At 69.2% G+C, this 20,771-nt stretch carries 19 protein-coding genes and 2 pseudogenes; 16 read left to right on the top strand and 5 right to left on the bottom strand.

Going from position 1 to position 20,771, the window contains the following annotated elements; all coding sequences use genetic code 11:
• Positions 1–251, top strand: a pseudogene (locus JHC79_RS16785) (ferrochelatase); the annotation flags it as partial.
• 31 nt (positions 252–282) lie between these two features.
• Here JHC79_RS16785 and JHC79_RS16780 read toward each other — a convergent pair.
• A complete protein-coding gene (locus tag JHC79_RS16780; protein WP_296392872.1) occupies positions 283–1,125 on the bottom strand; it encodes a hypothetical protein in 843 nt (280 codons plus the stop codon).
• A gap of 112 nt (positions 1,126–1,237) precedes the next feature.
• Here JHC79_RS16780 and JHC79_RS16775 point away from each other — a divergent pair, with 112 nt between their 5' ends.
• From JHC79_RS16775 to JHC79_RS16765, 3 genes are read left to right on the top strand one after another with little or no spacing between them, the layout of a single operon-like run.
• On the top strand, positions 1,238–2,086 hold the full coding sequence (locus JHC79_RS16775) for a DUF3097 domain-containing protein (protein WP_296392869.1): 849 nt from the start codon (positions 1,238–1,240) through the stop codon (positions 2,084–2,086).
• Positions 2,087–2,138: 52 nt separating this feature from the next.
• The gene (locus JHC79_RS16770) at positions 2,139–2,567 is read left to right on the top strand and encodes an NfeD family protein (RefSeq protein WP_296392867.1); all 429 of its coding nucleotides are present in this window, start codon (positions 2,139–2,141) and stop codon (positions 2,565–2,567) included.
• An 8-nt stretch (positions 2,568–2,575) separates the two neighbouring features.
• Positions 2,576–3,787, top strand: coding sequence for an SPFH domain-containing protein (locus JHC79_RS16765; RefSeq protein WP_296392865.1), 1,212 nt, complete (start codon positions 2,576–2,578; stop codon positions 3,785–3,787).
• A gap of 30 nt (positions 3,788–3,817) precedes the next feature.
• Here JHC79_RS16765 and JHC79_RS16760 read toward each other — a convergent pair whose 3' ends face one another.
• The 3 genes from JHC79_RS16760 to JHC79_RS16750 form a co-directional block, all read right to left on the bottom strand.
• On the bottom strand, positions 3,818–4,408 hold the full coding sequence (locus tag JHC79_RS16760; RefSeq protein WP_296392862.1) for a hypothetical protein: 591 nt from the start codon (positions 4,406–4,408) through the stop codon (positions 3,818–3,820).
• Positions 4,405–5,007: a hypothetical protein gene (locus JHC79_RS16755; protein WP_296392861.1), complete on the bottom strand. Its 603-nt coding sequence runs from the start codon at positions 5,005–5,007 to the stop codon at positions 4,405–4,407. The genes JHC79_RS16760 and JHC79_RS16755 overlap by 4 nt, the downstream gene beginning before the upstream one ends.
• Before the next feature lie 73 nt (positions 5,008–5,080).
• A complete protein-coding gene (locus tag JHC79_RS16750) occupies positions 5,081–5,818 on the bottom strand; it encodes a TVP38/TMEM64 family protein (protein ID WP_296392859.1) in 738 nt (245 codons plus the stop codon).
• A 166-nt stretch (positions 5,819–5,984) separates the two neighbouring features.
• On the opposite strand from JHC79_RS16750, the gene JHC79_RS16745 reads away from it, so the two are divergent.
• The 12 genes from JHC79_RS16745 (at position 5,985) to JHC79_RS16690 (ending at position 20,493) form a co-directional block, all read left to right on the top strand.
• A complete protein-coding gene (locus JHC79_RS16745) occupies positions 5,985–7,916 on the top strand; it encodes a methylmalonyl-CoA mutase family protein (protein ID WP_296392857.1) in 1,932 nt (643 codons plus the stop codon).
• Positions 7,917–7,924: 8 nt separating this feature from the next.
• Positions 7,925–10,171 carry a methylmalonyl-CoA mutase gene (gene scpA, locus JHC79_RS16740; RefSeq protein ID WP_296392854.1) on the top strand — a complete coding sequence of 749 codons (2,247 nt, stop codon included), beginning with the start codon at positions 7,925–7,927 and terminating at the stop codon, positions 10,169–10,171.
• 16 nt (positions 10,172–10,187) lie between these two features.
• Entirely contained in the window at positions 10,188–11,177 is a 990-nt protein-coding gene (meaB, locus tag JHC79_RS16735) for a methylmalonyl Co-A mutase-associated GTPase MeaB (protein WP_296392853.1), read from the top strand.
• Between the two features lie 137 nt (positions 11,178–11,314).
• On the top strand, positions 11,315–12,208 hold the full coding sequence (locus JHC79_RS16730) for a carbon-nitrogen hydrolase family protein (protein ID WP_296392851.1): 894 nt from the start codon (positions 11,315–11,317) through the stop codon (positions 12,206–12,208).
• Complete coding sequence (locus JHC79_RS16725; RefSeq protein ID WP_296392849.1) at positions 12,201–12,488, top strand: MSMEG_0570 family nitrogen starvation response protein; 288 nt, start codon at positions 12,201–12,203, stop codon at positions 12,486–12,488. Before JHC79_RS16730 ends, JHC79_RS16725 begins: the two co-directional genes overlap by 8 nt.
• A 45-nt stretch (positions 12,489–12,533) precedes the next feature.
• Positions 12,534–13,841, top strand: coding sequence for an MSMEG_0569 family flavin-dependent oxidoreductase (locus tag JHC79_RS16720; RefSeq protein WP_296392847.1), 1,308 nt, complete (start codon positions 12,534–12,536; stop codon positions 13,839–13,841).
• 4 nt (positions 13,842–13,845) lie between these two features.
• On the top strand, positions 13,846–15,333 hold the full coding sequence (locus JHC79_RS16715) for an AMP-binding protein (RefSeq protein ID WP_296392845.1): 1,488 nt from the start codon (positions 13,846–13,848) through the stop codon (positions 15,331–15,333).
• Between the two features lie 94 nt (positions 15,334–15,427).
• Positions 15,428–15,952, top strand: coding sequence for an MSMEG_0572/Sll0783 family nitrogen starvation response protein (locus tag JHC79_RS16710; RefSeq protein WP_188492655.1), 525 nt, complete (start codon positions 15,428–15,430; stop codon positions 15,950–15,952).
• A gap of 9 nt (positions 15,953–15,961) precedes the next feature.
• Positions 15,962–17,017, top strand: a complete 1,056-nt coding sequence (locus JHC79_RS16705) for an MSMEG_0568 family radical SAM protein (protein ID WP_296392843.1) — start codon at positions 15,962–15,964, stop codon at positions 17,015–17,017.
• Positions 17,018–17,063: 46 nt separating this feature from the next.
• Positions 17,064–18,473 carry an MSMEG_0567/sll0787 family protein gene (locus JHC79_RS16700; RefSeq protein WP_296392876.1) on the top strand — a complete coding sequence of 470 codons (1,410 nt, stop codon included), beginning with the start codon at positions 17,064–17,066 and terminating at the stop codon, positions 18,471–18,473.
• A 57-nt stretch (positions 18,474–18,530) separates the two neighbouring features.
• The gene (locus tag JHC79_RS16695; RefSeq protein ID WP_296392840.1) at positions 18,531–19,382 is read left to right on the top strand and encodes a carbon-nitrogen hydrolase family protein; all 852 of its coding nucleotides are present in this window, start codon (positions 18,531–18,533) and stop codon (positions 19,380–19,382) included.
• Positions 19,383–19,392: 10 nt separating this feature from the next.
• On the top strand, positions 19,393–20,493 hold the full coding sequence (locus JHC79_RS16690; protein ID WP_296392838.1) for an MSMEG_0565 family glycosyltransferase: 1,101 nt from the start codon (positions 19,393–19,395) through the stop codon (positions 20,491–20,493).
• Positions 20,494–20,520: 27 nt separating this feature from the next.
• On the opposite strand, the pseudogene JHC79_RS16685 reads toward JHC79_RS16690, so the two are convergent.
• A pseudogene (locus tag JHC79_RS16685) lies at positions 20,521–20,771 on the bottom strand (HNH endonuclease); the annotation flags it as partial.

The raw sequence follows: 20,771 nt of genomic DNA, 5'->3' as shown, positions 1-20,771 counted from the left end.
CCGACCACCTCGAGGTGGTCTGGGATCTCGACACCGAGGCGGTGGAGGTCGCCGAGCGGCTCGACCTGCCGATGGAACGTGCGGGGACGGTCGGTGTCGACCCGCGGTTCACCGACATGATCGTCGCGTTGATCTCGGCGCAGCTGCAGGGACTCGACACCGACGCCGCGGGGATGGGCTGTACCGAGAACGGCGCCCGCTGCGCCGTGGGTTGCTGTGTGTCACAGCGCCCCTCACGACCGGCCGCCTGACTCCGGTCACATCCGGGCTGCTCGCCCGCCGCTAGTGGAGGCTCTGCTCGGATTCGCTGATGATCGTGTTGACCGCGGTCATCCGCGCCATCCGCGTCAGCGACCGCAGCCGCTCCACCGCGTGATCGCCGCTCGACTGGGCCCCCGACGTCAGCCCGAATGCGGGAGTCCGTTCGAGCACCAGGTCGACGATCGCCGCCACCTGGGTCGCCTGATCGATCACGCGGATGACGCGCTCGGAGGTGTGCGGCGGCAGGTCGATGTGTGATCGCGCGGTGAGTTCGGTCAGCCTGGTCCGAAGGTCCGGCGCACCCGCCGCGCTCGCCGGCGTGTCCATCGATCCCAGCTGTGTGAACAGTTCTGCGGCCGATCGGATGCCCTGCCGCAGGTCGTATTCGACGCTCGCCAGGCTCTCGACAGGCCGGGGGACGACCCGGCCCAGGTGATGCGCGGTCCAGGTGACCGTGTCCGTCGCGACCGTCCGCGCGACGAGCCCGTAGGCCTCGTCGCCGTCGGTCTCGGACCCCCTCGGCCACAGCACCAGGATCTCGCCGGTGTCGAGTGCGCCGCGCAGGGCGGGTGACGCCACGATCCCGCAGGTGTCACCCGGCGAGGGCATGAGCAGTCGGATGCACCGTGAGTTGCGGATCATCCGCAGCAGGCTCCCGGTGCCGGTCTCGGCAGCGCCCAGCGACAGCGCCTGTGCCGCCGCGGGGTCGGCCGCGGTGATGCGGTGGCTGTCGGCGGCGTCGGACAGCGCGTCGACGATGTCGTCGGGGGCGCACTGCCCGCTGCGCCACAGAGCACCCCACGTGGCGAGGCTGGTGAGGGCGCGGAGGCTGCCGGTCGGCGGCTGGTGGGTGGTCTCGGTCATCGATCGCCACGATAGCGGTCCGTCCCGACCCGCACCGGATTCACCGCCACTGCATCGACACCCTCGGCGTGGCTCCGCGATCGGCCCGGCGCGGATCTCTACGGTGGTTCCGGTGAGCGCATTCTCCGGCAGCGACCCGTACGGAACCGACGTCCTCGCCGGTGGCGGGCACCGGCGCCGACCGGTCGTCCCCGAGGTACCCGCCGACCCCGGAACCGTGGTCGAGGATGCGGCGAGCGGTTTCTGCGGCGCGGTCGTGGGGTTCGAGAAGGGCTACGACGGCGACTACGTCCGCCTCGAGGACCGCAGGGGCGCCACCCGGATCTTCGGGATGCGGCCGTCGGCGTTCCTGATCGACGGCGCCACGGTGACGCTGACCCGCCCCGTCGCGGCCCCGGTCGCAGGCCGCACCCTGACCGCTTCCGGGTCCGTGGCGGCACCCACACGACGGGCGCGGACCGCACGGGCGAGTCGACTGTTCGTCGAGGGCGTCCACGACGCGGCGCTCGTCGAGCGGGTCTGGGGCGACGACCTGCGCGCCGAGGGCGTCGTGGTGGAGAGCCTCGACGGACTCGACAACCTCTCGGCCGTGCTCGACGAGTTCGCGCCCGCCCCGCACCGTCGTGCCGGCGTGCTGGTCGACCACCTCGTCGCGAACTCGAAGGAGTCCCGTCTGACCGCCGAGGTCGGGCCGGACGTCCTCGTCTGCGGACATCCCTTCATCGACGTCTGGGAAGCGGTCAAACCCGACCGGATGGGCATCACCGAGTGGCCGCGGGTACCGCGCGGTGAGGAGTGGAAGGCCGGGGTGTGCCGTCGATTGGGCTGGGGCACACCGAAAGACGGATGGCGACGCATCTACGGCCGGGTGCACGACTACCGCGACATCCGCGTCGAACTGATGCGCAGCGTCGAAGAACTCATCGATTTCGTCACCGCCGGCGAGGACCGGCAGCCCTGAGGGACCTGTACGGATCAACCGGCAGAATGCCGAATTCTGGCACTATGGAGCCATGGCGGCTCTGGTGTGGTTGGCCGCGGCGCTCGTACTCGTGGGCGTCGAGGCCCTCAGCGGTGAACTGATCCTGCTCATGTTGGCAGGTGGTGCACTCGCCGCGTCCGGGAGCGCACTGTTCTTCGACCTGCCGATCGCACTCGACGGCGTCGTGTTCGCCGTGGTATCGGTGCTCCTGCTGACCGCGGCTCGTCCCGTGGCCAAGCGGCATCTCATGCGCCGGCCGGCACTTGCCACCAATGCCGAAGCGCTGCAAGGGAAGACCGCGGTGGTGACTGCCGAGGTCAGCTCGCGGGGTGGACAGGTCCGACTCGACGGGGACACCTGGTCGGCACGGGCCATGCACGACGCCGACGTGTACGAGACAGGCCAGGACGTGATGGTCATGGCGATCGACGGAGCTACCGCGGTCGTGTGGAAGGGATAGGTGCGCTGATGATTGCCGGACTAGTCGTGGTGGTGGTGCTGGTTCTGCTGGCGTTCATCATCCTGTTCCGCTCGGTTGCGTTGATACCGCAGGCCGAGGCCGCCGTGATCGAGCGACTGGGTCGCTACACCAAGACGGTGTCGGGGCAGCTGACGCTGCTCATCCCGTTCGTCGATCGCATCCGTGCGCGGGTCGACCTGCGCGAGCAGGTCGTCTCGTTCCCACCCCAGCCGGTCATCACCGAGGACAACCTGACGCTGTCCATCGACACCGTCGTGTACTTCCAGGTGACCGTGCCGCAGTCGGCGGTCTACGAGATCAACGACTACATCATCGGTGTGGAGCAGCTCGCGACCACGACGCTGCGCAACGTGGTCGGTGGCATGACGCTCGAGGAGACCCTCACCTCGCGTGATTCCATCAATGCCCAGCTGCGTGGCGTCCTCGACGAGGCCACCGGCCGGTGGGGACTCCGGGTCGCCCGCGTCGAGCTCAAGAGCATCATGCCGCCGCCGTCGATCCAGGAGTCGATGGAGAAGCAGATGAAGGCCGACCGCGAGAAGCGCGCGATGATCCTCACCGCGGAGGGCCAGCGGGAGTCCTCGATCAAGACCGCCGAGGGCAACAAGCAGAGTCAGATCCTCTCCGCCGAGGGCGCCAAGCAGGCGGCGATCCTGACCGCCGAGGCCGATCGCCAGTCGCAGATCTTGCGAGCGCAGGGCGAACGCGCCGCACAGTTCCTCTACGCGCAGGGCGAGGCGAAGTCGATCGAGAAGGTGTTCGCCGCCATCAAGGCAGGCAAGCCGACGCCGGAACTACTGGCCTACCAGTACCTCCAGAAACTGCCGGAGATGGCCGCCGGAGAAGGCAACTCGGTCTGGGTGGTGCCTTCCGACTTCGGCTCGGCACTCCAGGGATTCGCGAAATCCTTTGGTGCCCAGGGAGACGACGGTATCTTCCGCTACGAGTCGTCCGACACCGACGAGCCGCCGGTGGTCGACGATTCCGAGGTGGAGGACTGGTTCGACCTCACATCGGACCCGAAGGTCGCGCAGGCGGTCGCCGAAGCCGAGGCCGTGGCCCGCAAGCCCGTTGCCGAGCCACTCACGTCGCGGTCGCAGTCGTCCACTCCAGAGACGGTTCTCGGTGGTCGCGACCGCGGGTACCCCGCCGCCGAGCAGGGCGAGATCGAACCGGGCGAGGACACCGACCGCCCCTGAGTCAGCCCGGGTCGGGTCGACGGTTGGAGATCAGCTGACGATCAGATGTGCGGTGCCCGCCACGGCGACGGCGTAGAGCACCGACCCGAACGTGCCGATGATGAACTGTTCACCGGCGTGCGCCTCGCGGAGTTCGGGATACCGGGCGAGTCCCTTGACCGCGAGGATGATCGCGAGCCCTTCGGGCCAGCCGAGGATGAGCGTGACCGCGACCGCACCACGCTCCAGGAAACCGATGACGCGGCCACCGCGCAGCGGCGGTGCGGCAAGCGATTCCGTCGAATCGGGGTCGTCGGGCGCCGATTCGGGGGACATCGACGCGTCGGTGGACATCGGGGTGTCCGACCTCCACGGGTCGACACCACCGAGGACGAGGACCGAGCGGACCACCGCGCCGCCGCCGGTCACCGCGGCGATGACCGCCGCGCACTGGGCGATTCGAGCCCCCACACCGTCAGCCGGTCCGGCGATGCCGGCAACGATCGCGGCCGCGGCCAACAGCATCAGTGTCGCCGTGGCCGCGAACAGCACCGGGGTCACCCGGTGCCTGCGAGAGATCGGGTGCAGTACCGCGGGCAGCACCGCGAGCGCCACGAGCAGCGCGATGGCGGTGGTCGTCATCCGGTCGGCTCCTGTCCTGAAGTCTGCGTTCTGGCCAACATCTCGGTGACCAGTGCGCGGGTGTCCGCGTCGATGTCCCACCGCGCGCTGCGCAGTCGTTGCGACATCGCCTGGGGGGTGATGCCGAGTGTGGCAGCAGCCTCCGACTGATTGGGCGCCGCGCGCATCGCGTCCACCGCGTCGGCACCGGGTTCGCTGCGTCCGAGCACGAGGTCCCCGAGCAGTCGGGCGGCGGTCTGAGCGTGCCGGCATCGATCCTCGCCCGGTCCGCGCACGGCGACCGGGACCCGGGACCGTTTGGCCCCGTCCACCGCCTCTCGTGCGTACTCGAATGCCGGGCCCCGCCCGGCGCGGGTGGTGCGCGGCAGCGGGGTGTCCACCGGACCGGTTCCGACGCCGACACTCCAGTGACCGGTTCGGACCAACTCCGCGATGAGGCGGGTGACCTCGGCGGGGTCGTCGAGGACGCCCTGGATCTCGTCGCCGGCCGTGCGTTCGAAAGGCCGGACGGTGCTCGCACCGGAGAGCACGTCGAGGACGGCCCCGACACGGTCGATGTCACGACGACTCTTCCGTTGGTCCACGGTCATCACGAACACCGAAACCTCCGTAAGGTCTGAGACTTGATCTGAAGAAATCAAGTATGAACCCTTTATCGAGAAGAATCCAGCTTCAAGGCTTGATCGCGGGAGCGGAGTGGTCCGCTGCGGCAGGCTCCGGCGACGCGGCCCCACCGCGTCTGTCCAGCGCGATGTCGGCGGCCAGACCCCCGATACCCACCAGGAAGAACGTGGCGCTGAACGCCAGGGTGATCGGGTTCAACCGTCCGGTCAGCGCGTCCCCGACGAAAACGATGGACGCGGTTCCCGGCGCCATGCCGACCACCGATCCCACCAGGTACGACCGCAGGGGCACCGACGACAGGCCCGAGCAGTAGTTGACGACCGAGAACGGGCAGGCCGCGATCAGACGCAGGGACCCCACGGCCAACCATCCGCGGCGACGGAGCCGCTGTTCGATGCCGGCGACGACCGGGCGGTCCAGGAGCCCCTGGACACGGCTGCGCCCGAGTCGGCGCGCCAGCACGAAGGCGAGGGCCGCGGCGACGGTCGAGGCGACCATCGCGCCTGCGAAACCCACGACCGGTCCGAACAGGAGACCCGACGACACGGTGAACGCAGTGCGGGGGATGGGGCCGACGGTGACGAGTGCGTAGGCGCAGAAGAACAGGAGGACGAACCCCGGGCCGACCGAGTCCGCCCAGGTCCGCAGGTATCCGACCGACGGCAGCGGGACCACGTAGGCCAGCGCGATCACCGCGATGACGACCAGTCCGGCCAGTGCCGCGGTCACCAGGGTGCGCACCGGAGAGGTGTCGACCGCGTCGTCGGGTCGTTCGGGTCCGGTCACGTCGTCGAGCATACGAACCCGGCCGTGGTGTGGCGTGGATCGCACTGCCGGGGTGACGGCCCGAGCGATCGATCGGCTAGTGTCGGTTCACCGATAGACCGCCGGGCAGATCGCCCTCGAAAACGTCCTCACGCTGCGGCGGGTTCGGGCGAGGAAGGCAGGCGCGATGTCCGACGGTCACACCCCGAAAGCGGACGCCGGCTCCGCACTGCAGGACGCGTACCAGCGGTGGTCGGAATCGGCCGCCGCGGTTCTCGCGAAGTCGCGCCGGGTGTCGGCCGACGAACTGCCGGGCAGTCCCGAGGAGCTCCTGTCGACGAGCCTGCCGGGTTCGCTGACCGTCAAGCCGCTCTACACCCGCCGCGACGAGCTCCCCGAGCCGTCCCTGCCGGGGGAGTTCCCGTTCGTGCGGGGCAGTGACGCCGACCGCGACCCGATCATGGGCTGGCGTGTCACCGAGCGTTTCGGCGATCCGGGCTCGCCACGTGACCCGGGTGCGATCAACGACGCCATCATCGATGCCCTGGAGAACGGCGCCAGCGGGCTGTGGCTCTCGGTCGGGGCCGACGGGATCGCCCTCGACGACCTACCGGCGGCTCTCGACGGTGTCCTGTTCGATCTGGTGCCGGTCACGGTGGACGCCGGTGTCGACGGCGTCGCCGCAGCCGACGCGTTGCTCGAGCTGCTGCCCGACGACCACCGACCCACCGCGTCCACCGTCATCAGCCTCGGACTCGCCCCGCTCACCTCGGCGTACTCGACACGCCCCGACGTCGACCTCGCGGCCGCCGTCGAGATCGCCCACCGGGCCGGGACCCGTGCACGCGCACTGCGCGTCGACGGGACCGACTTCGCCGCGGCCGGCGCCACCGACGTCGCGGAACTGGCGTTCTCCGTCGCCGCCGGCGTCGACTACCTCCGCGCCCTCACCGACTCCGGGCTGTCGCCCGAGCAGGCACTGGGACAGCTCACCTTCGCCCTCGGCGCATCCGACGACCAGTTCCTCTCGATCGCGAAATTCCGCGCGCTGCGCCGACTCTGGGCGCGCGTCGCCGACGTGGTCGGTGCGCCGGGCGCCGGTGGCGCACTCACCCACGCCATCACCACCATCGGGATGTTCTCCCAGCGCGACGCGTGGGTGAACATGTTGCGATCGACCGTGGCCGCGTTCGGGGCCGGGGTGGGCGGAGCCGACCAGGTGACCGTGCTCGGCTTCGACGCCGCCCTGCCGCTCGAGGCACGCACGTCGAGCCCCGCCTTCTCCCGACGCATGGCCCGCAACACCCAACTGCTCCTGCTGGAGGAGTCGAACCTCGGTCGGGTGCTCGATCCGGCCGGCGGCTCCTGGTTCGTCGAATCGCTCACCGACGAGGTCGCGCACGCGGCGTGGGCCCTGTTCCAGACCGTGGAGGGGCTCGGCGGCTACCGGGCTGCGCTCGACGGCGGGTTCATCGCCGAACAGATCGCCGAGTCGCTCGCCGAGCGTGACCGGGCCGTCGCCCACCGCACCGTCCCGCTGACCGGGATCAGCGAGTTCCCGAACCTCGACGAGCGACCGCTCGTCACAGCGGATTCCGCGACGTCGGCGACCACGCCGGTCGCCTCCGCACCGCCCAACCTCGTCCGTACGGCCCACCAGTTCGAAGAACTGCGCGACGCCTCCGACCGGACGCTCGCCGACGTCGGCGCCCGCCCCTCGGTCGTGCTGGTGCCGCTCGGTCCGGTGGCCGAGCACAACGGCCGCACCACGTTCGTCGCCAACCTGTTGGCGGCGGGCGGGATCGCCGCGGTCAACCCCGGTCCGCTGCGCCCTGATCAGGTCGCCGACGCGGTGGCCGCGGCCGGCGATCCGTCGGTCGCCGTCCTGTGTGCCGCCAACCCCCGCTATCGCGAGGAGGGGGCTGCCGCGCTCGACGCGTTGCGCAGCGCCGGGGTGACGACGATCCACGTCGCCGGACCGGCCTCGGCGTGGCCGTCGGATGCGCCCGCCCCCGACGACTTCGTCGGTATCGGTGTCGATGCGATCGACACCCTGACGTCTCTCCAGCAACTCCTCGGTGTCGGTGCCCGTTCGGGCGCCGGGGCCGCCAACCGATAGGACGCGCGGTGACCACCACCCGATCCACGATCGCCACCTTCGCCGACGTCGCGCTCGACCCCGAGACCCCGCCGGACGCCGGCGCACCCGCCGCCACCTCGGCCGACCCCGAGGCGGTCTGGACCACACCCGAGCAGATCGAGGTCGGCCCGGTGTTCGGTCGGTCCGACCGCGACGCGGTGACCGACGACGCCGGCGAGCACCCGTACCCGCTGGACTCCGTCCCCGGCGCGGCGCCTTTCCTGCGCGGTCCGTACCCGACCATGTACGTCAACCAGCCGTGGACCATCCGGCAGTACGCCGGGTTCTCCACCGCCGCGGAGTCGAACGCCTTCTACCGCCGCAATCTCGCCGCCGGGCAGAAGGGTCTGTCGGTCGCCTTCGATCTGGCGACCCACCGCGGCTACGACTCCGACCACCCGCGGGTGCAGGGCGATGTCGGGATGGCGGGCGTCGCGATCGACTCGATCCTCGACATGCGTCAGCTCTTCGACGGCATCGACCTGGGTTCGGTGTCGGTGTCGATGACCATGAACGGCGCCGTGCTGCCGATCCTCGCGCTCTATGTGGCCGCCGCCGAAGAGCAGGGTGTCGGACCGGAGAAGCTGGCCGGGACGATCCAGAACGACATCCTCAAAGAGTTCATGGTCCGCAACACCTACATCTACCCGCCGAAGCCGTCGATGCGGATCATCTCCGACATCTTCGCCTACACCAGCGAGCGGATGCCGAGGTACAACTCGATCTCGATCTCCGGCTACCACATCCAGGAAGCCGGTGCCACAGCCGATCTCGAGCTGGCCTACACCCTCGCCGACGGTGTCGAGTACATCCGCGCCGGACTGGCCGCGGGCATGGACATCGACTCGTTCGCGCCCCGGCTGTCGTTCTTCTGGGGCATCGGGATGAACTTCTTCATGGAGGTCGCCAAACTCCGTGCCGCCCGGCTCATCTGGAGTGAGCTCGTCGCCCAGTTCGAGCCGAAGAACCCGAAATCTCGCTCGCTGCGTACGCACTCGCAGACCTCGGGGTGGTCACTGACCGCGCAGGACCCGTTCAACAACGTGGCCCGCACCTGTATCGAGGCGATGGCCGCCACCCAGGGGCACACCCAGTCGCTGCACACCAACGCCCTCGACGAGGCGCTCGCACTGCCCACCGATTTCTCCGCGCGCATCGCGCGCAACACCCAGCTGCTGTTGCAGCAGGAGTCGGGTACGACGCGGCCCATCGACCCGTGGGGCGGTTCGTACTACGTGGAATGGCTGACCCACCAGCTCGCCCAGCGCACCCGCGAGCACATCGCCGAGGTCGAGGAGGCCGGCGGCATGGCACAGGCCATCAACGAGGGCATCCCCAAGCTGCGCATCGAGGAGGCCGCCGCCCGCACCCAGGCGCGCATCGACTCGGGGCGTCAGCCCGTCATCGGCATCAACAAGTACCGCGTCGACTCCGACCAGGAGGTCGAGGTCCTCAAGGTCGAGAACAGCCGCGTACAGGCCGAGCAGCTCGAGAAGCTCGCCTCACTCAAGGCGTCTCGCGATTCCGCGGCGGTCGAGGCCGCGTTGGCCGATCTCTCCCGGGCCGCCGCCGACACGTCCGGAGGGATGGCGAACAACCTGATGGCGCTGGCCATCGAGGCCGCCCGGCACCAGGCGACGGTCGGTGAGATCTCGGAGGCGATGGAGAAGGTCTACGGTCGGCATCAGGCCGAGATCAAGACCATCAGCGGGGTGTACCGGGACGAGGCGGGACAGGTGAGCAACATCGACGCGGCGATCGAGATCGTGCACCAGTTCGCCGAGGCGGAGGGACGCCGTCCCCGTGTTCTCGTCGCCAAGATGGGCCAGGACGGTCACGACCGCGGACAGAAGGTGATCGCGACCGCCTTCGCCGACCTCGGCTTCGACGTGGACGTGGGCCCGCTCTTCCAGACGCCGGACGAGGTCGCACAGCAGGCGGCGGACAACGACGTGCACGTGGTGGGCGTGAGTTCGCTCGCCGCCGGCCACCTGACCCTGGTGCCCGCCCTCAAGGCGGCGCTCGCCGCGGTCGGCCGCGAGGACATCATGATCGTGGTCGGTGGCGTGATCCCGCCCGGCGATTTCGAGGAGCTGTACGCGGCGGGTGCGGCCGCGATCTTCCCGCCGGGGACAGTCATCGCCGACAGCGCGGTGGAACTCATCTCCAAGCTCGCCGTCGAGCTGGGCCACGACCTCCCGGGCGCAGCCCCCGCGGACCCGGCAGTGCAGTGAGTCCGACCACCATCTGATGCCACGTCAACCCATCGACCCGACGGCTCTGGCCGGGGCGGTCCGAGCGGACAACCGACCTCAGCTCGCGCGCGCGATCACCCTGATCGAGTCGACACGTGCCGATCATCGAGCCCTGGCCCAGGAACTGCTGCTCGACCTCACCCCGGACTCCGGGCGCTCCTATCGCGTCGGCATCACCGGTGTCCCCGGCGTCGGTAAGTCCACCGCGATCGAGGCGCTCGGGATGTACCTGATCGAGCAGGGCCACAAGGTGGCCGTGCTCGCCGTGGATCCGTCGTCGACGCGTACCGGTGGCTCGATCCTGGGGGACAAGACCCGCATGGGTCGCCTGTCGGTCGCACCGCAGGCCTACATCCGGCCGTCGCCGACGTCGGGGACACTCGGCGGTGTGGCCAAGGCCACCCGGGAGACCATCGTGTTGCTCGAGGCCGCCGGCTTCGATGTCGTGCTGGTCGAGACCGTCGGGGTCGGTCAGTCGGAGGTGACCGTCGCCAACATGGTCGACAGCTTCTGCTTCCTCACCCTCGCGCGCACCGGCGACTCGTTGCAGGGCATCAAGAAGGGCGTCCTCGAACTCGCCGACATCGTCGTGGTCAACAAGGCCGACGGCAAGCACGAACGTGAGGCTCGCTCGGCTGCCCGCGAACTCGGTGGCGCGATCCGGCTGCTCTACCCGCACGACGCCCTGTGGCTGCCCCCGGTGTTGACGATGAGCGCGCTGGAGAACGTCGGCGTGGACGAGTTCTGGCAGACGGTGCTGCGACACAAGAAGGTGCTCGCCGACGCCGGGCGCTTCGAGTCGCGCCGAGCTCAGCAGCAGGTCGACTGGATGTGGGCCATGGTCAACGACCAGCTCATGCATCGCCTCGACACCGACCCGACCGTGCGGGCCACCCGTAGGCGGGTCGAGCAGGAGGTCCGGTCGGGCACGCTGACTCCGGCGCTCGCCGCCACCGCGATCGTCGAGGCGTTCGACCAGAGCTGATCGCGCACTGCATATTTCGCGCATGTGAACGGCGTGAGGTCAATGACCCACGGCATTGTTCTCCGCGTAACCATCGGGAAACACCTCGGGCGTGAACTGGGTCTTGAGAACGAATCGACCCCACCGAAGGACATCCGATGCCAACCATCGCAGCGGTCGCCGCCAACTTCACCCGCGACCTCGACCAGAATTATGCCCTGATCCAGACGCTCACCGCGCAGGCCCGAGAGAAGGGGGTCGAGTTCCTCGTCTTCCCCGAGGCGGCGATCGGCGGGTACCTGTCGTCGCTGGGCAACCACGGTGACACGGTCAAGAACACCGATCGCTCACTGCCCCCGGCCATCTCGCTCGACGGACCGGAGATCCGCAGGGTGCAGGAGATCGTCGGCGACCTCGTCGTCGCCATCGGCTTCTGCGAGTTGGATCGTGACGGTGAGACGCGGTACAACGCCGCGGCGGTGCTCGACGGCCACCGGATCTACGGGAGCTACCGCAAGGTGCATCAGCCGCTCGGCGAGAACATGTCGTACTCGGCCGGCTCGGAGTACCCGGTCTTCGACACCCCGGTCGGACGCGTCGGTCTCCAGATCTGTTACGACAAGGCCTTTCCCGAGGCCGCCCGGTCGATGGCGCTCGACGGCGCCGAGATCATCGCCAGCCTCTCGGCGTGGCCGGCCGCGCGGACCGCGACGGCGACCGATCTGCAGGAGGACCGCTGGACCTACCGCTTCAACCTGTTCGACATGGCCCGGGCGCTGGACAACCAGGTGTTCTGGGTGGCGTCGAACCAGTCGGGCACCTTCGGCTCGCTCAACTACGTCGGCAACGCGAAGGTGGTCGATCCCGGCGGGAACATCCTCGCGACCACGCTGCTCGGCAGCGGCATGGCGGTGGCCGAGGTCGACATCGAGGGCACCTTCCGCGCGATGCGCGGCGGCATGTTCCACCTCCGCGATCGTCGTCCCGACGTCTACGGTGCACTGACCGACGCCGAGCACACCGCCGCGTGGAACGGGTTGGCCCGTGCCTGAGATGACCTTCGAGGTGCGGTGGCCCGACGGCACGGTGGAGAACTGTTACTCACCCTCCCTGGTGATGCACGACCATCTCACCGTCGGTGGCAGCTACACCGTCGCCGAGTTCATCGACCGTTCCACCACCGCTTTGTCCGAGGCCAGTGATCGCGTACGCGCGAAGTACGGCTTCGCCTGCACGTCAGCTGCCGCAACGACACACCAGATCACCTCCAGCGCAGCGCGTTATCCGGCGGACGCACACGTCGACATCGTGTCCATGCATCCGCCCCTCTAGAACCCACCGTCCGCGAACAACTCCTCCCAGCGAGTAGAGACTCCCATGAGCACAACAGCTCCCGTCCCCTCAGACGACCCCACCCACATCCCCGTCATCGTCATCGGCGGCGGCCAGGCCGGCCTCTCGGTCAGCTGGTACCTCGGCGCCAACGACATCGACCACCTCGTCCTCGAAGCGGGGACACCGATGCACCAGTGGGCCGACACCCGCTGGGACAACTTCACCCTCGTCACCCCCAACTGGCACTGTCGACTGCCGGGATACGCCTACGACGGCGATGACCCGGACGGCTTCATGACCCGCGACGAGGTGGTCGAGTGGCTGAACGGCTGGCTCGACACCTTCTCGGCGCCGCTGCGGACCGGAACCCGGGTGACGCGCCTCTCGCACGGCGAAGACGGCGGCTTCGAGCTCATGACCGAGGGGGAGCAGGGACCGGAGGTCCTCACCTGCGACGAGGTCGTCGTCGCGACCGGAGGCTATCCGATCCCGGTCGTCCCGACCTTCGCGCCGACCCTCGATCCCGCGATCCATCAGCTGCACTCCGAGGAATACCGCAACGCCGATCAACTCGCCGACGGCGCCGTGCTGGTGGTCGGTTCGGGTCAGTCCGGCGCGCAGATCGCCGAGGACCTGCACCTCGAGGGCCGGTCGGTCCACCTGGCCATCGGCACCGCGCCGCGCGTGGCTCGGTTCTACCGCGGTCGTGACTGCATGACGTGGCTCGCCGACATGGGCCTCTACGAGACCCCGGCACAGCAGTACCCGGGCGGTAAGGCCGCTCGCGAGAAGACGAACCACTACGTCACCGGGCGCGACGGCGGGCGTGACGTCGACCTGCGTGCGTTCGCGCTCGAGGGGATGTCGCTGTACGGGACCCTCACCGACGGGCGCGACACCGGTCTCACCTTCGCCCCGACCCTGACCAGCTCGCTGGACAAGGCCGATTCGGTCTACAACTCCATCTGCGCCGACATCGACGCCCACATCGCGCGCAATGGCATCGACGCCCCGCCGGCGTCGCGGTACGAGCCGGTGTGGCGTCCGTCGACCGACCCCGAGACACTCGACCTGGCCGCGGCCGGCATCACCACCATCATCTGGGCCATCGGGTACCGACCGGACTACCGGTGGATCGAGGCGAGCGCCTTCGACGGTGGTGGCCGACCGATGCAGACCCGCGGTGTCACGGGGGTCTCCGGACTCTCGTTCATCGGTCTGCCGTGGATGCACACCTGGGGTTCGGGCCGTTTCCTCGGCATCGACGACGACGCACGCCACATAGCCGAGACGATCATCGATCGGATGCGTGGCGCCGGCGGCGGCCTACGCCTCGCGGTCGGCGGCTGAACCGGTGGCTCGACAATCGATCTCGCGCCTGATCACCGCACGGGCGGTCGCGGACCCGGACCACCCCGTGGTCAGTGGGGTCGACGGCCGGTGCGCCCTGACCGCCACCGACCTCGATCGTGCGGGGAACCGACTGGCCCGCGACTACCGGGAACGCGGTGTCGGCGAGAACGACCTGGTGACGATCGCACTGCCGAACTGCGTCGAGTTCGTCATCGCCTGCACGGCCGTCTGGAAGCTCGGTGCCACGCCACAGCCGATGGACCCGGACATGGCGCGATCGGAACGGCGTGCCATCGAGGAACTCGACCGACCCGCGCTGGCCGTTGGCGCCCGACCCGGTGACCCCACCATCGGATGGGTCCCCGCGGGACATCGGCCCGATCGCTCGATCTCCGACGGCGTGTTGCCCGACGCGTCGGCGTCGTGCTGGAAGGCGTCGACGTCGTCGGGCAGCACGGGCCGGGCGAAGGTCATCCGGAGCACCGCTGCAGCGCGGTTCGATCCCGCCGCCGATGTCGCGCCGTTCCTGCCGAGTCGGGCTGTACAGCTGGTCTGCGGTCCGCTGTGGCACTCGGCGACGTTCACCTATGCGTTCCGGGGCCTGATGACCGACCACCGGTTGGTGCTGGCCGACGAATTCGACGAGCACGCGTTCGTCGACATCGTCGGCCGCAGCGGGATCACCTGGGCGTTGTTGTCGCCGAGCATGATCCATCGACTGATACGACTGCCGACCGCGGATCTCGCCGCCGCCGACACCTCGACGATCCGCTCGGTACTGCACATGGGTGCGCCGTGTCCCGAGGGCGACAAGCGCGCCCTGATCGACTGGCTCGGACCCGAACGCGTACACGAGGTCTACGCGGGCAGCGAGTCCAACGGACTCACCATGATCGACGGTCCGGACTGGCTGGACCATCCGGGTAGCGTCGGTCGACCCATCGGCGGCACCGAGGTGTCGATCCGCGCCGACGACGGCTCGGTGGTGGGGCCGGGCACCACCGGCCAGATCTGGATGCGTCGTGCCGGCGGCGCCCGCTACGCCTACGTCGGTCACCGCTCGCAGCGGACCCCGGATGGGTGGGACACGTTGGGCGACATGGGGTTCGTCGATGACGACGGCTTCCTCACGGTCGTCGACCGTCGATCGGACACCATCCGATGTGGTGAACGCGTTGTCTACCCCGCACGGCTGGAGCAGGCGATCGTCGCCCACCCCGCCGTCCGGGACGCGGTCGTCTACGCCGTGCGCGACGACTCCGGTGCGCAGACCGTGTCCGCGGTCCTCGACATCGCCGATTCCGACGTCGACACCGAGGAGGTGGAACACTTCGCGCTCGGTCAGCTGGGCGCCGTCTGCCGACCCGGTCGGGTGCACGTCGCCCGGCGACCACTGCGCAACGCGGCCGGCAAGGTGCGGCGCAGTGCGTTCGCAACGGCCGAGACGAACGACGCGAAACAGGACCGCAACACCAGTGCGATTGCGTAACCGCGCGTTATTCCGTCAACAACCACAACGTAATTCGACACCGATGTAATCGACAGAACCACTCAGATCGACCACCTACGAGAGGACCATACCCATGACCGAGATCGACGACACCATCGCCGAGAACATCAAGAAATCCCTCGCCGAGATCCCGCACCCGTCCCTGCCCAAGGGATCGAACATCTACGGCGGCACCAAGCTGTTCCCCGACTATCAGGCCGAGGACGGCGAGACGTACTTCACGCTGGTGCACGGGATCGCCCACGAGTCGTCGGTGAGCTTCGTCGCCGTCCTCCAGGCCACCCGCGCGCTGCGCAAGGGCTTCGAGTCGGCGTTGTACTTCTACGGACCGGGTGCGATCAACTGCCTGGCCACCCGCGGCTTCCCGACCACCGGTGACTCCGGGTTCCCGGGCGAGCAGAACATCAACGACTCGCTCGCGACGTTCATCGGTGAGGGCGGCACGGTGTACTGCTGCCGATTCGGCCTGGCGCTGCACGGTGGTCGCGAAGAGGACCTGATCGAGGGCGTCATCCCCGCCCACCCCCTCGACGTGCAGGATGCGCTGATCCACTACGCACGCAAGGGAGCCATCATCAACTCCACGTACATGGTCTAGGAGACCCCCATGTCGGTATCCACCCGAGTCGACCTCGCGCTGTTGGGTGTTCGTGGCCGGCCGCCGGTGACACGCACCGCCGGTGCCGGTCCCAGCGACGACGGCCACCTGGTGATCGACGGCCTCAACGCCGCGATTCCGCGGAACCCGCTCAGTCCCTACGTCTTCGACGGTGATCGGGTCCTGCTCGACGGCGTCGACACCGGACTCGACGTCGAGGCGGTCGACCGTCCACGGTTCTACGACCTGACGACGCACGACGGGGTGCGATACGAGAAGCTGGCCAAGCTCCACGGCCGCGACGTACTGGCCACCACGGTGGTGCAGACCTGCATTCGGTACGACGCCGACCAGCGGTGCCGGTTCTGCTCCATCGAGGAGTCGTTGCGCTCCGGTGCCACGGTCGCGGTGAAGAAGCCGGCCGAGCTCGCCGAGGTGGCCGAGGCCGCGGTCCGCCTCGACGGGGTCACGCAGATGGTGATGACCACCGGCACCTCGGCCGGACGGGACCGCGGCGCACGTCATCTCGCGCGCTGCGTCGCCGCGGTGCGCGCGGCGGTTCCCGACCTGCCGATCCAGGTGCAGTGCGAACCGCCCGCCGATCTCGCGACCATCACCGAGCTGTACGACGCGGGTGCCCGGTCGATCGGGATCCACGTCGAATCCCTCGACGACGACGTGCGGCGTCGATGGATGCCCGGTAAGTCCACGGTGCCGCTGGACGAGTACCGGGCGGCCTGGCGGGAGGCGGTGCGCGTCTTCGGCCGTAACCAGGTGTCGACGTACCTGCTGATCGGCCTCGGCGAGGACCCCGACGATGTCGTCGACGGCGCACGAGAACTGATCGACATGGGCGTCTACCCGTTCGTGGTCCCGTTCCGACCTCATCCCGGCACGCTCGCGGTCGACGTCGACTCTGCCAGTGCCCCGGATCCGGCCGTGGTGGAGAAGGTCTCGCGACGGGTTGCCGAACACCTGCAACTCTCGGGGATGGCCGGCGCCGACCAGAACGCCGGGTGTGCGGCGTGTGGTGCCTGCAGCGTGCTGCAGAACGTCGGGGGATGACACCGTGGACCATCACGCGCTGACCCTGTCGACGGCCACCACCGAGATGTCGATCCTGTCCGGACGGCGCCGCAACGATTCCGAGCACCGGTCGTCGTTCATCATCCGGCCCGCCGAGTCGCGCGCCGACCTCGACGCCTACCACCGGCTACGGCGGTCGACGTTCGTCGACGACCAACGCATCTTCGCCACCAGTGATCTCGACAGCATCGACGACGATCCGAGAACGGTGGTGCTGCTGGCCCATGCGCCCGACGGCGGGGTCCTGGGCGGCGTCCGCCTCGCGCCGCACACCGACACCGACATCGGGTGGTGGACCGGCAGTCGCCTCGTCGTCGACACGGTCGCGCACAGCGCCGGCATCGGCCCGGCCCTGGTCCGGGCCGCGTGTGCTCACGCCCAGGCGCACGGCGTGCTTCGTTTCGACGCCACCGTGCAGGAGCGACACCGACCGATGTTCTCCCGGCTGGGCTGGGAGAGCCACGGGGCGATCGTCGTCGGCGGGGTCGCGCACCGGTCGATGCGCTGGCCACTGCACGGCATCCAGGACGTCGCCGACGCCACCAAATCGTTTCTCGCCGAGGTACTCGATCCGCTCCGGGCGCAATCTGGAGGTCTGGGCCCGGACGGCTTCCGCGGGGACGACGGGGTGCCGGTGCCCGGTAGCGACATCATCGCGGCCTGCGACGCGATCATCCCGTCGATGGTCGAACGTGACCCGGAGTGGGCCGGCTGGTGTTCGGTCCTGGTCAACATCAACGATCTCAGCGCCATGGGCGCCGTGCCGAGTGGCCTTCTCGACGCGGTGGGTGCACCGACACGGTCCCTGCTGACCCGCGTCATCCGTGGCATCGCGCAGGCGTCGCAGGCGTGGGGTGTGCCGGTGCTCGGGGGGCACACCCAGATCGGGGTTCCCGCGTCACTGGCGGTCACCGCCTTCGGGTCCACCCGCACCCCGGTGCGGGCGGGGGGCGCCTCGGTGGGCGACGCCATCCGCCTCACCGCAGACCTCACCGGATCGTGGCGTCCCGGCCACCACGGTCGCCAATGGGACTCGACGAGCACGCGCAGCGGGTCGGACCTGCGCGCGATGACCGGACTGGTCGCCGCGATGTCGCCACGGGCGGCGAAGGACGTCAGCATGGCCGGCATCGCCGGGACCACCGGCATGATGGCCGAGGCCTGCGGCGCCGGGGCCGAACTCGACGTTGCGTCCATCCCGCGGCCCGCGGCGGTCGAGATGGGCTCGTGGCTCACCTGTTTCCCCGGATTCGCGATGCTCACCGCCGATGCCGTCGAACGGTCGGACCCCCATGCAGGGCAACCGGTTCCCGACGGGGTCGTCGGTGCTAACTGCGGACGTCTGACGTCGGATCCCGGTGTGCGGCTGCGTTGGCCGGACGGGGTCACCACGGTGGCGGTGACCGCAGGTGTCACCGGTCTCGGGCGAGCGTGACGAGCCGACTCAGATGAACGACAACGCCTTTGAACGGCCCCGGTAGGGTCTTCTGACATGGCACCGATCACCGTGGGCGCGGTCGCGGCACACTTCGGTCGTGACGTCGATCGAGCCGTCGCCAAGGCCGTCGGCATCATCGAGGCCGCCGCACGCGACGGTGTCGACCTGCTCGTTTTCCCCGACGCCTCTCTGGGTGGGTACATCGGCGACCTGAACGCCCCCGACGTCGCGGAGTTGCCGTCGGCCCTCGATGCCGACGGCCCCGAGATCGCAGCGATCATCGCCGCCGCCGGCGCCATGACGGTCTGCGTCGGATACGCCGAGGCGTCGAACGGGCGTACCTACAACTCGGCCATCTGCGTGAGTGGCGACGGGGTGCACGGCACCCACCGAAAGGTCCACCAACCGGCAGGGGAGGCGCTCGCGTACGCCGCCGGGGATTCGTTCTCCGCCTTCGACAGTCCGGTGGGCCGCATGGGGATGCTGATCGACTACGACAAGACGTTCCCCGAGGCAGCCCGCACCATCGCACTGGACGGAGCCCACATCATCGCCGCCCTGTCCGCCTGGCCGGCCAGCGTCACCGACCGCGCGTCCCGCCTGCCCGCCGACCGGCAGTCGCGTCTGTTCGACCTCTACGACGCCGCCAGGGCCGCGGAGAACCAGGTCGTCCTCGTGTCGTCGAACCAGACCGGCGTGATGGGCACGCTGCGCTTCCTCGGCCAGGCCAAGGTCGTCGGCCCCGGCGGCGAGATCCTCGCCACCACCCGATCCAAGGGCGGTCTGGCGACGGTGACCCTCGACGTCGAGGCCGAGATCACCCGCGCCCGCCGGGTCCTCGACCATCTCGGCGAACGTCGCGGTGAGACCTACGTGCTCGACCCCGTGCCGAGCGTCGAACTGTGAGGGGCACACCATGCGGATCGCGCTGATCACCTACTCGACGAAACCGCGTGGCGGGGTCGTCCACACCCTGGCGTTGGCCGAGGCCCTCGCCGAAACCGGGGCCGAGGTCACCGTGTGGTCGCTCGCGCGCTCGGGTGACGCGGGCTTCTTCCGCTCCGTGGATCCCCGCGTCTCACTGCGGTTGATCGACTTCCCGGCCGTCGATGGCGAGACGGTCACAGACCGGATCGTCCGTTCGATCGAGACCATGCGCCGCGCATTCGATCCCCGCGAGCACGACATCGTCCATGCTCAGGACTGCATCAGCGCCAACGCCGTGGGACCGTGCATCCGCACCATTCACCATCTCGACGAGTTCACGACGCCGGTGCTGGCCGACTGTCACGAGAAGGCCGTCGTCGCGCCGTACGCACGTATCTGCGTATCCCGTGCTGTCGCGGCCGAGGTCACCGCGGGATGGGGATTCGAGCCCGAGGTGATCCCCAACGGCGTTGCCGCGCAGCGGTTCGCCGCCGCCGCCGCCGATTCCGACGACGCGCGATCCCGTCGCGACAGGTGGCGGGCCGAGCTCGGTCCCTACGTGCTGGCCGTCGGGGGTATCGAACCACGCAAGGGCAGCATCGATCTGCTCAACGCGTATGCACTGATGCGCGATTCCCATCCCGAACTGTCATTGGTGTTCGCGGGCGGCGAGACCCTGTTCGACTACCGCGACTATCGCGCCGAATTCGACCGCCGGCGCGCCGAACTGGACGTGACGCCGACGGTGTTGGGAACGGTCGACGACGACGAGTTGCCCGCACTCGTCGCGGCGTCGGACGTCTTCGCGTTCCCGTCGACCAAGGAGGGCTTCGGGCTGGCCGCGATGGAGGCGCTCGCCGCCGGTCGTCCGGTGGTCACGCGGGACCTGCCGGTGCTGCGGGAGGTGTTCGGCGACAGCGTCTCCTACGCAGCCACCGTGCCGCAGCTCGCGGGTGCGCTGGCCGACGCGGTGACCGTCGACGCCGATCGTGTCGCGTCGGGACGTCGACTTGCGGAGTCGATGACCTGGGCGGCCGCAGCGCAGGCTCATCTGAGGTTCTACGAAGCCAACCCGATGCCGGCGAATTGACCGGGGCTTTGCCACACCGAGTCGCGATCAGTTCTCGAAGTGCCGGGGATATGTGGTGAATTGTTCGCCGGTCGTGGTGTTGGTCCAGGTGATCGATCGGTCGTCGTGCATGACGGCTCGCCACAGTCCTGTGGTCTTGGCGTGGTGGTGCAGTCGGCACAGGAGACCCAGGTTGATCCGCACGGTCCAGCCACCCGCGGACGGGTTGTCGTGGTCGAACGGAATGGTGTGGTCGATGTCGCAGGTCTCGCCAGGGTGATCGCACCCGACGAATCGGC

This window comes from Williamsia sp., from assembly GCF_016462415.1.
Taxonomy (GTDB): domain Bacteria; phylum Actinomycetota; class Actinomycetes; order Mycobacteriales; family Mycobacteriaceae; genus Williamsia_A.
Note: the sequence above shows the minus strand (reverse complement) of the source record. Positions and strands in the feature narration are given on the sequence as shown.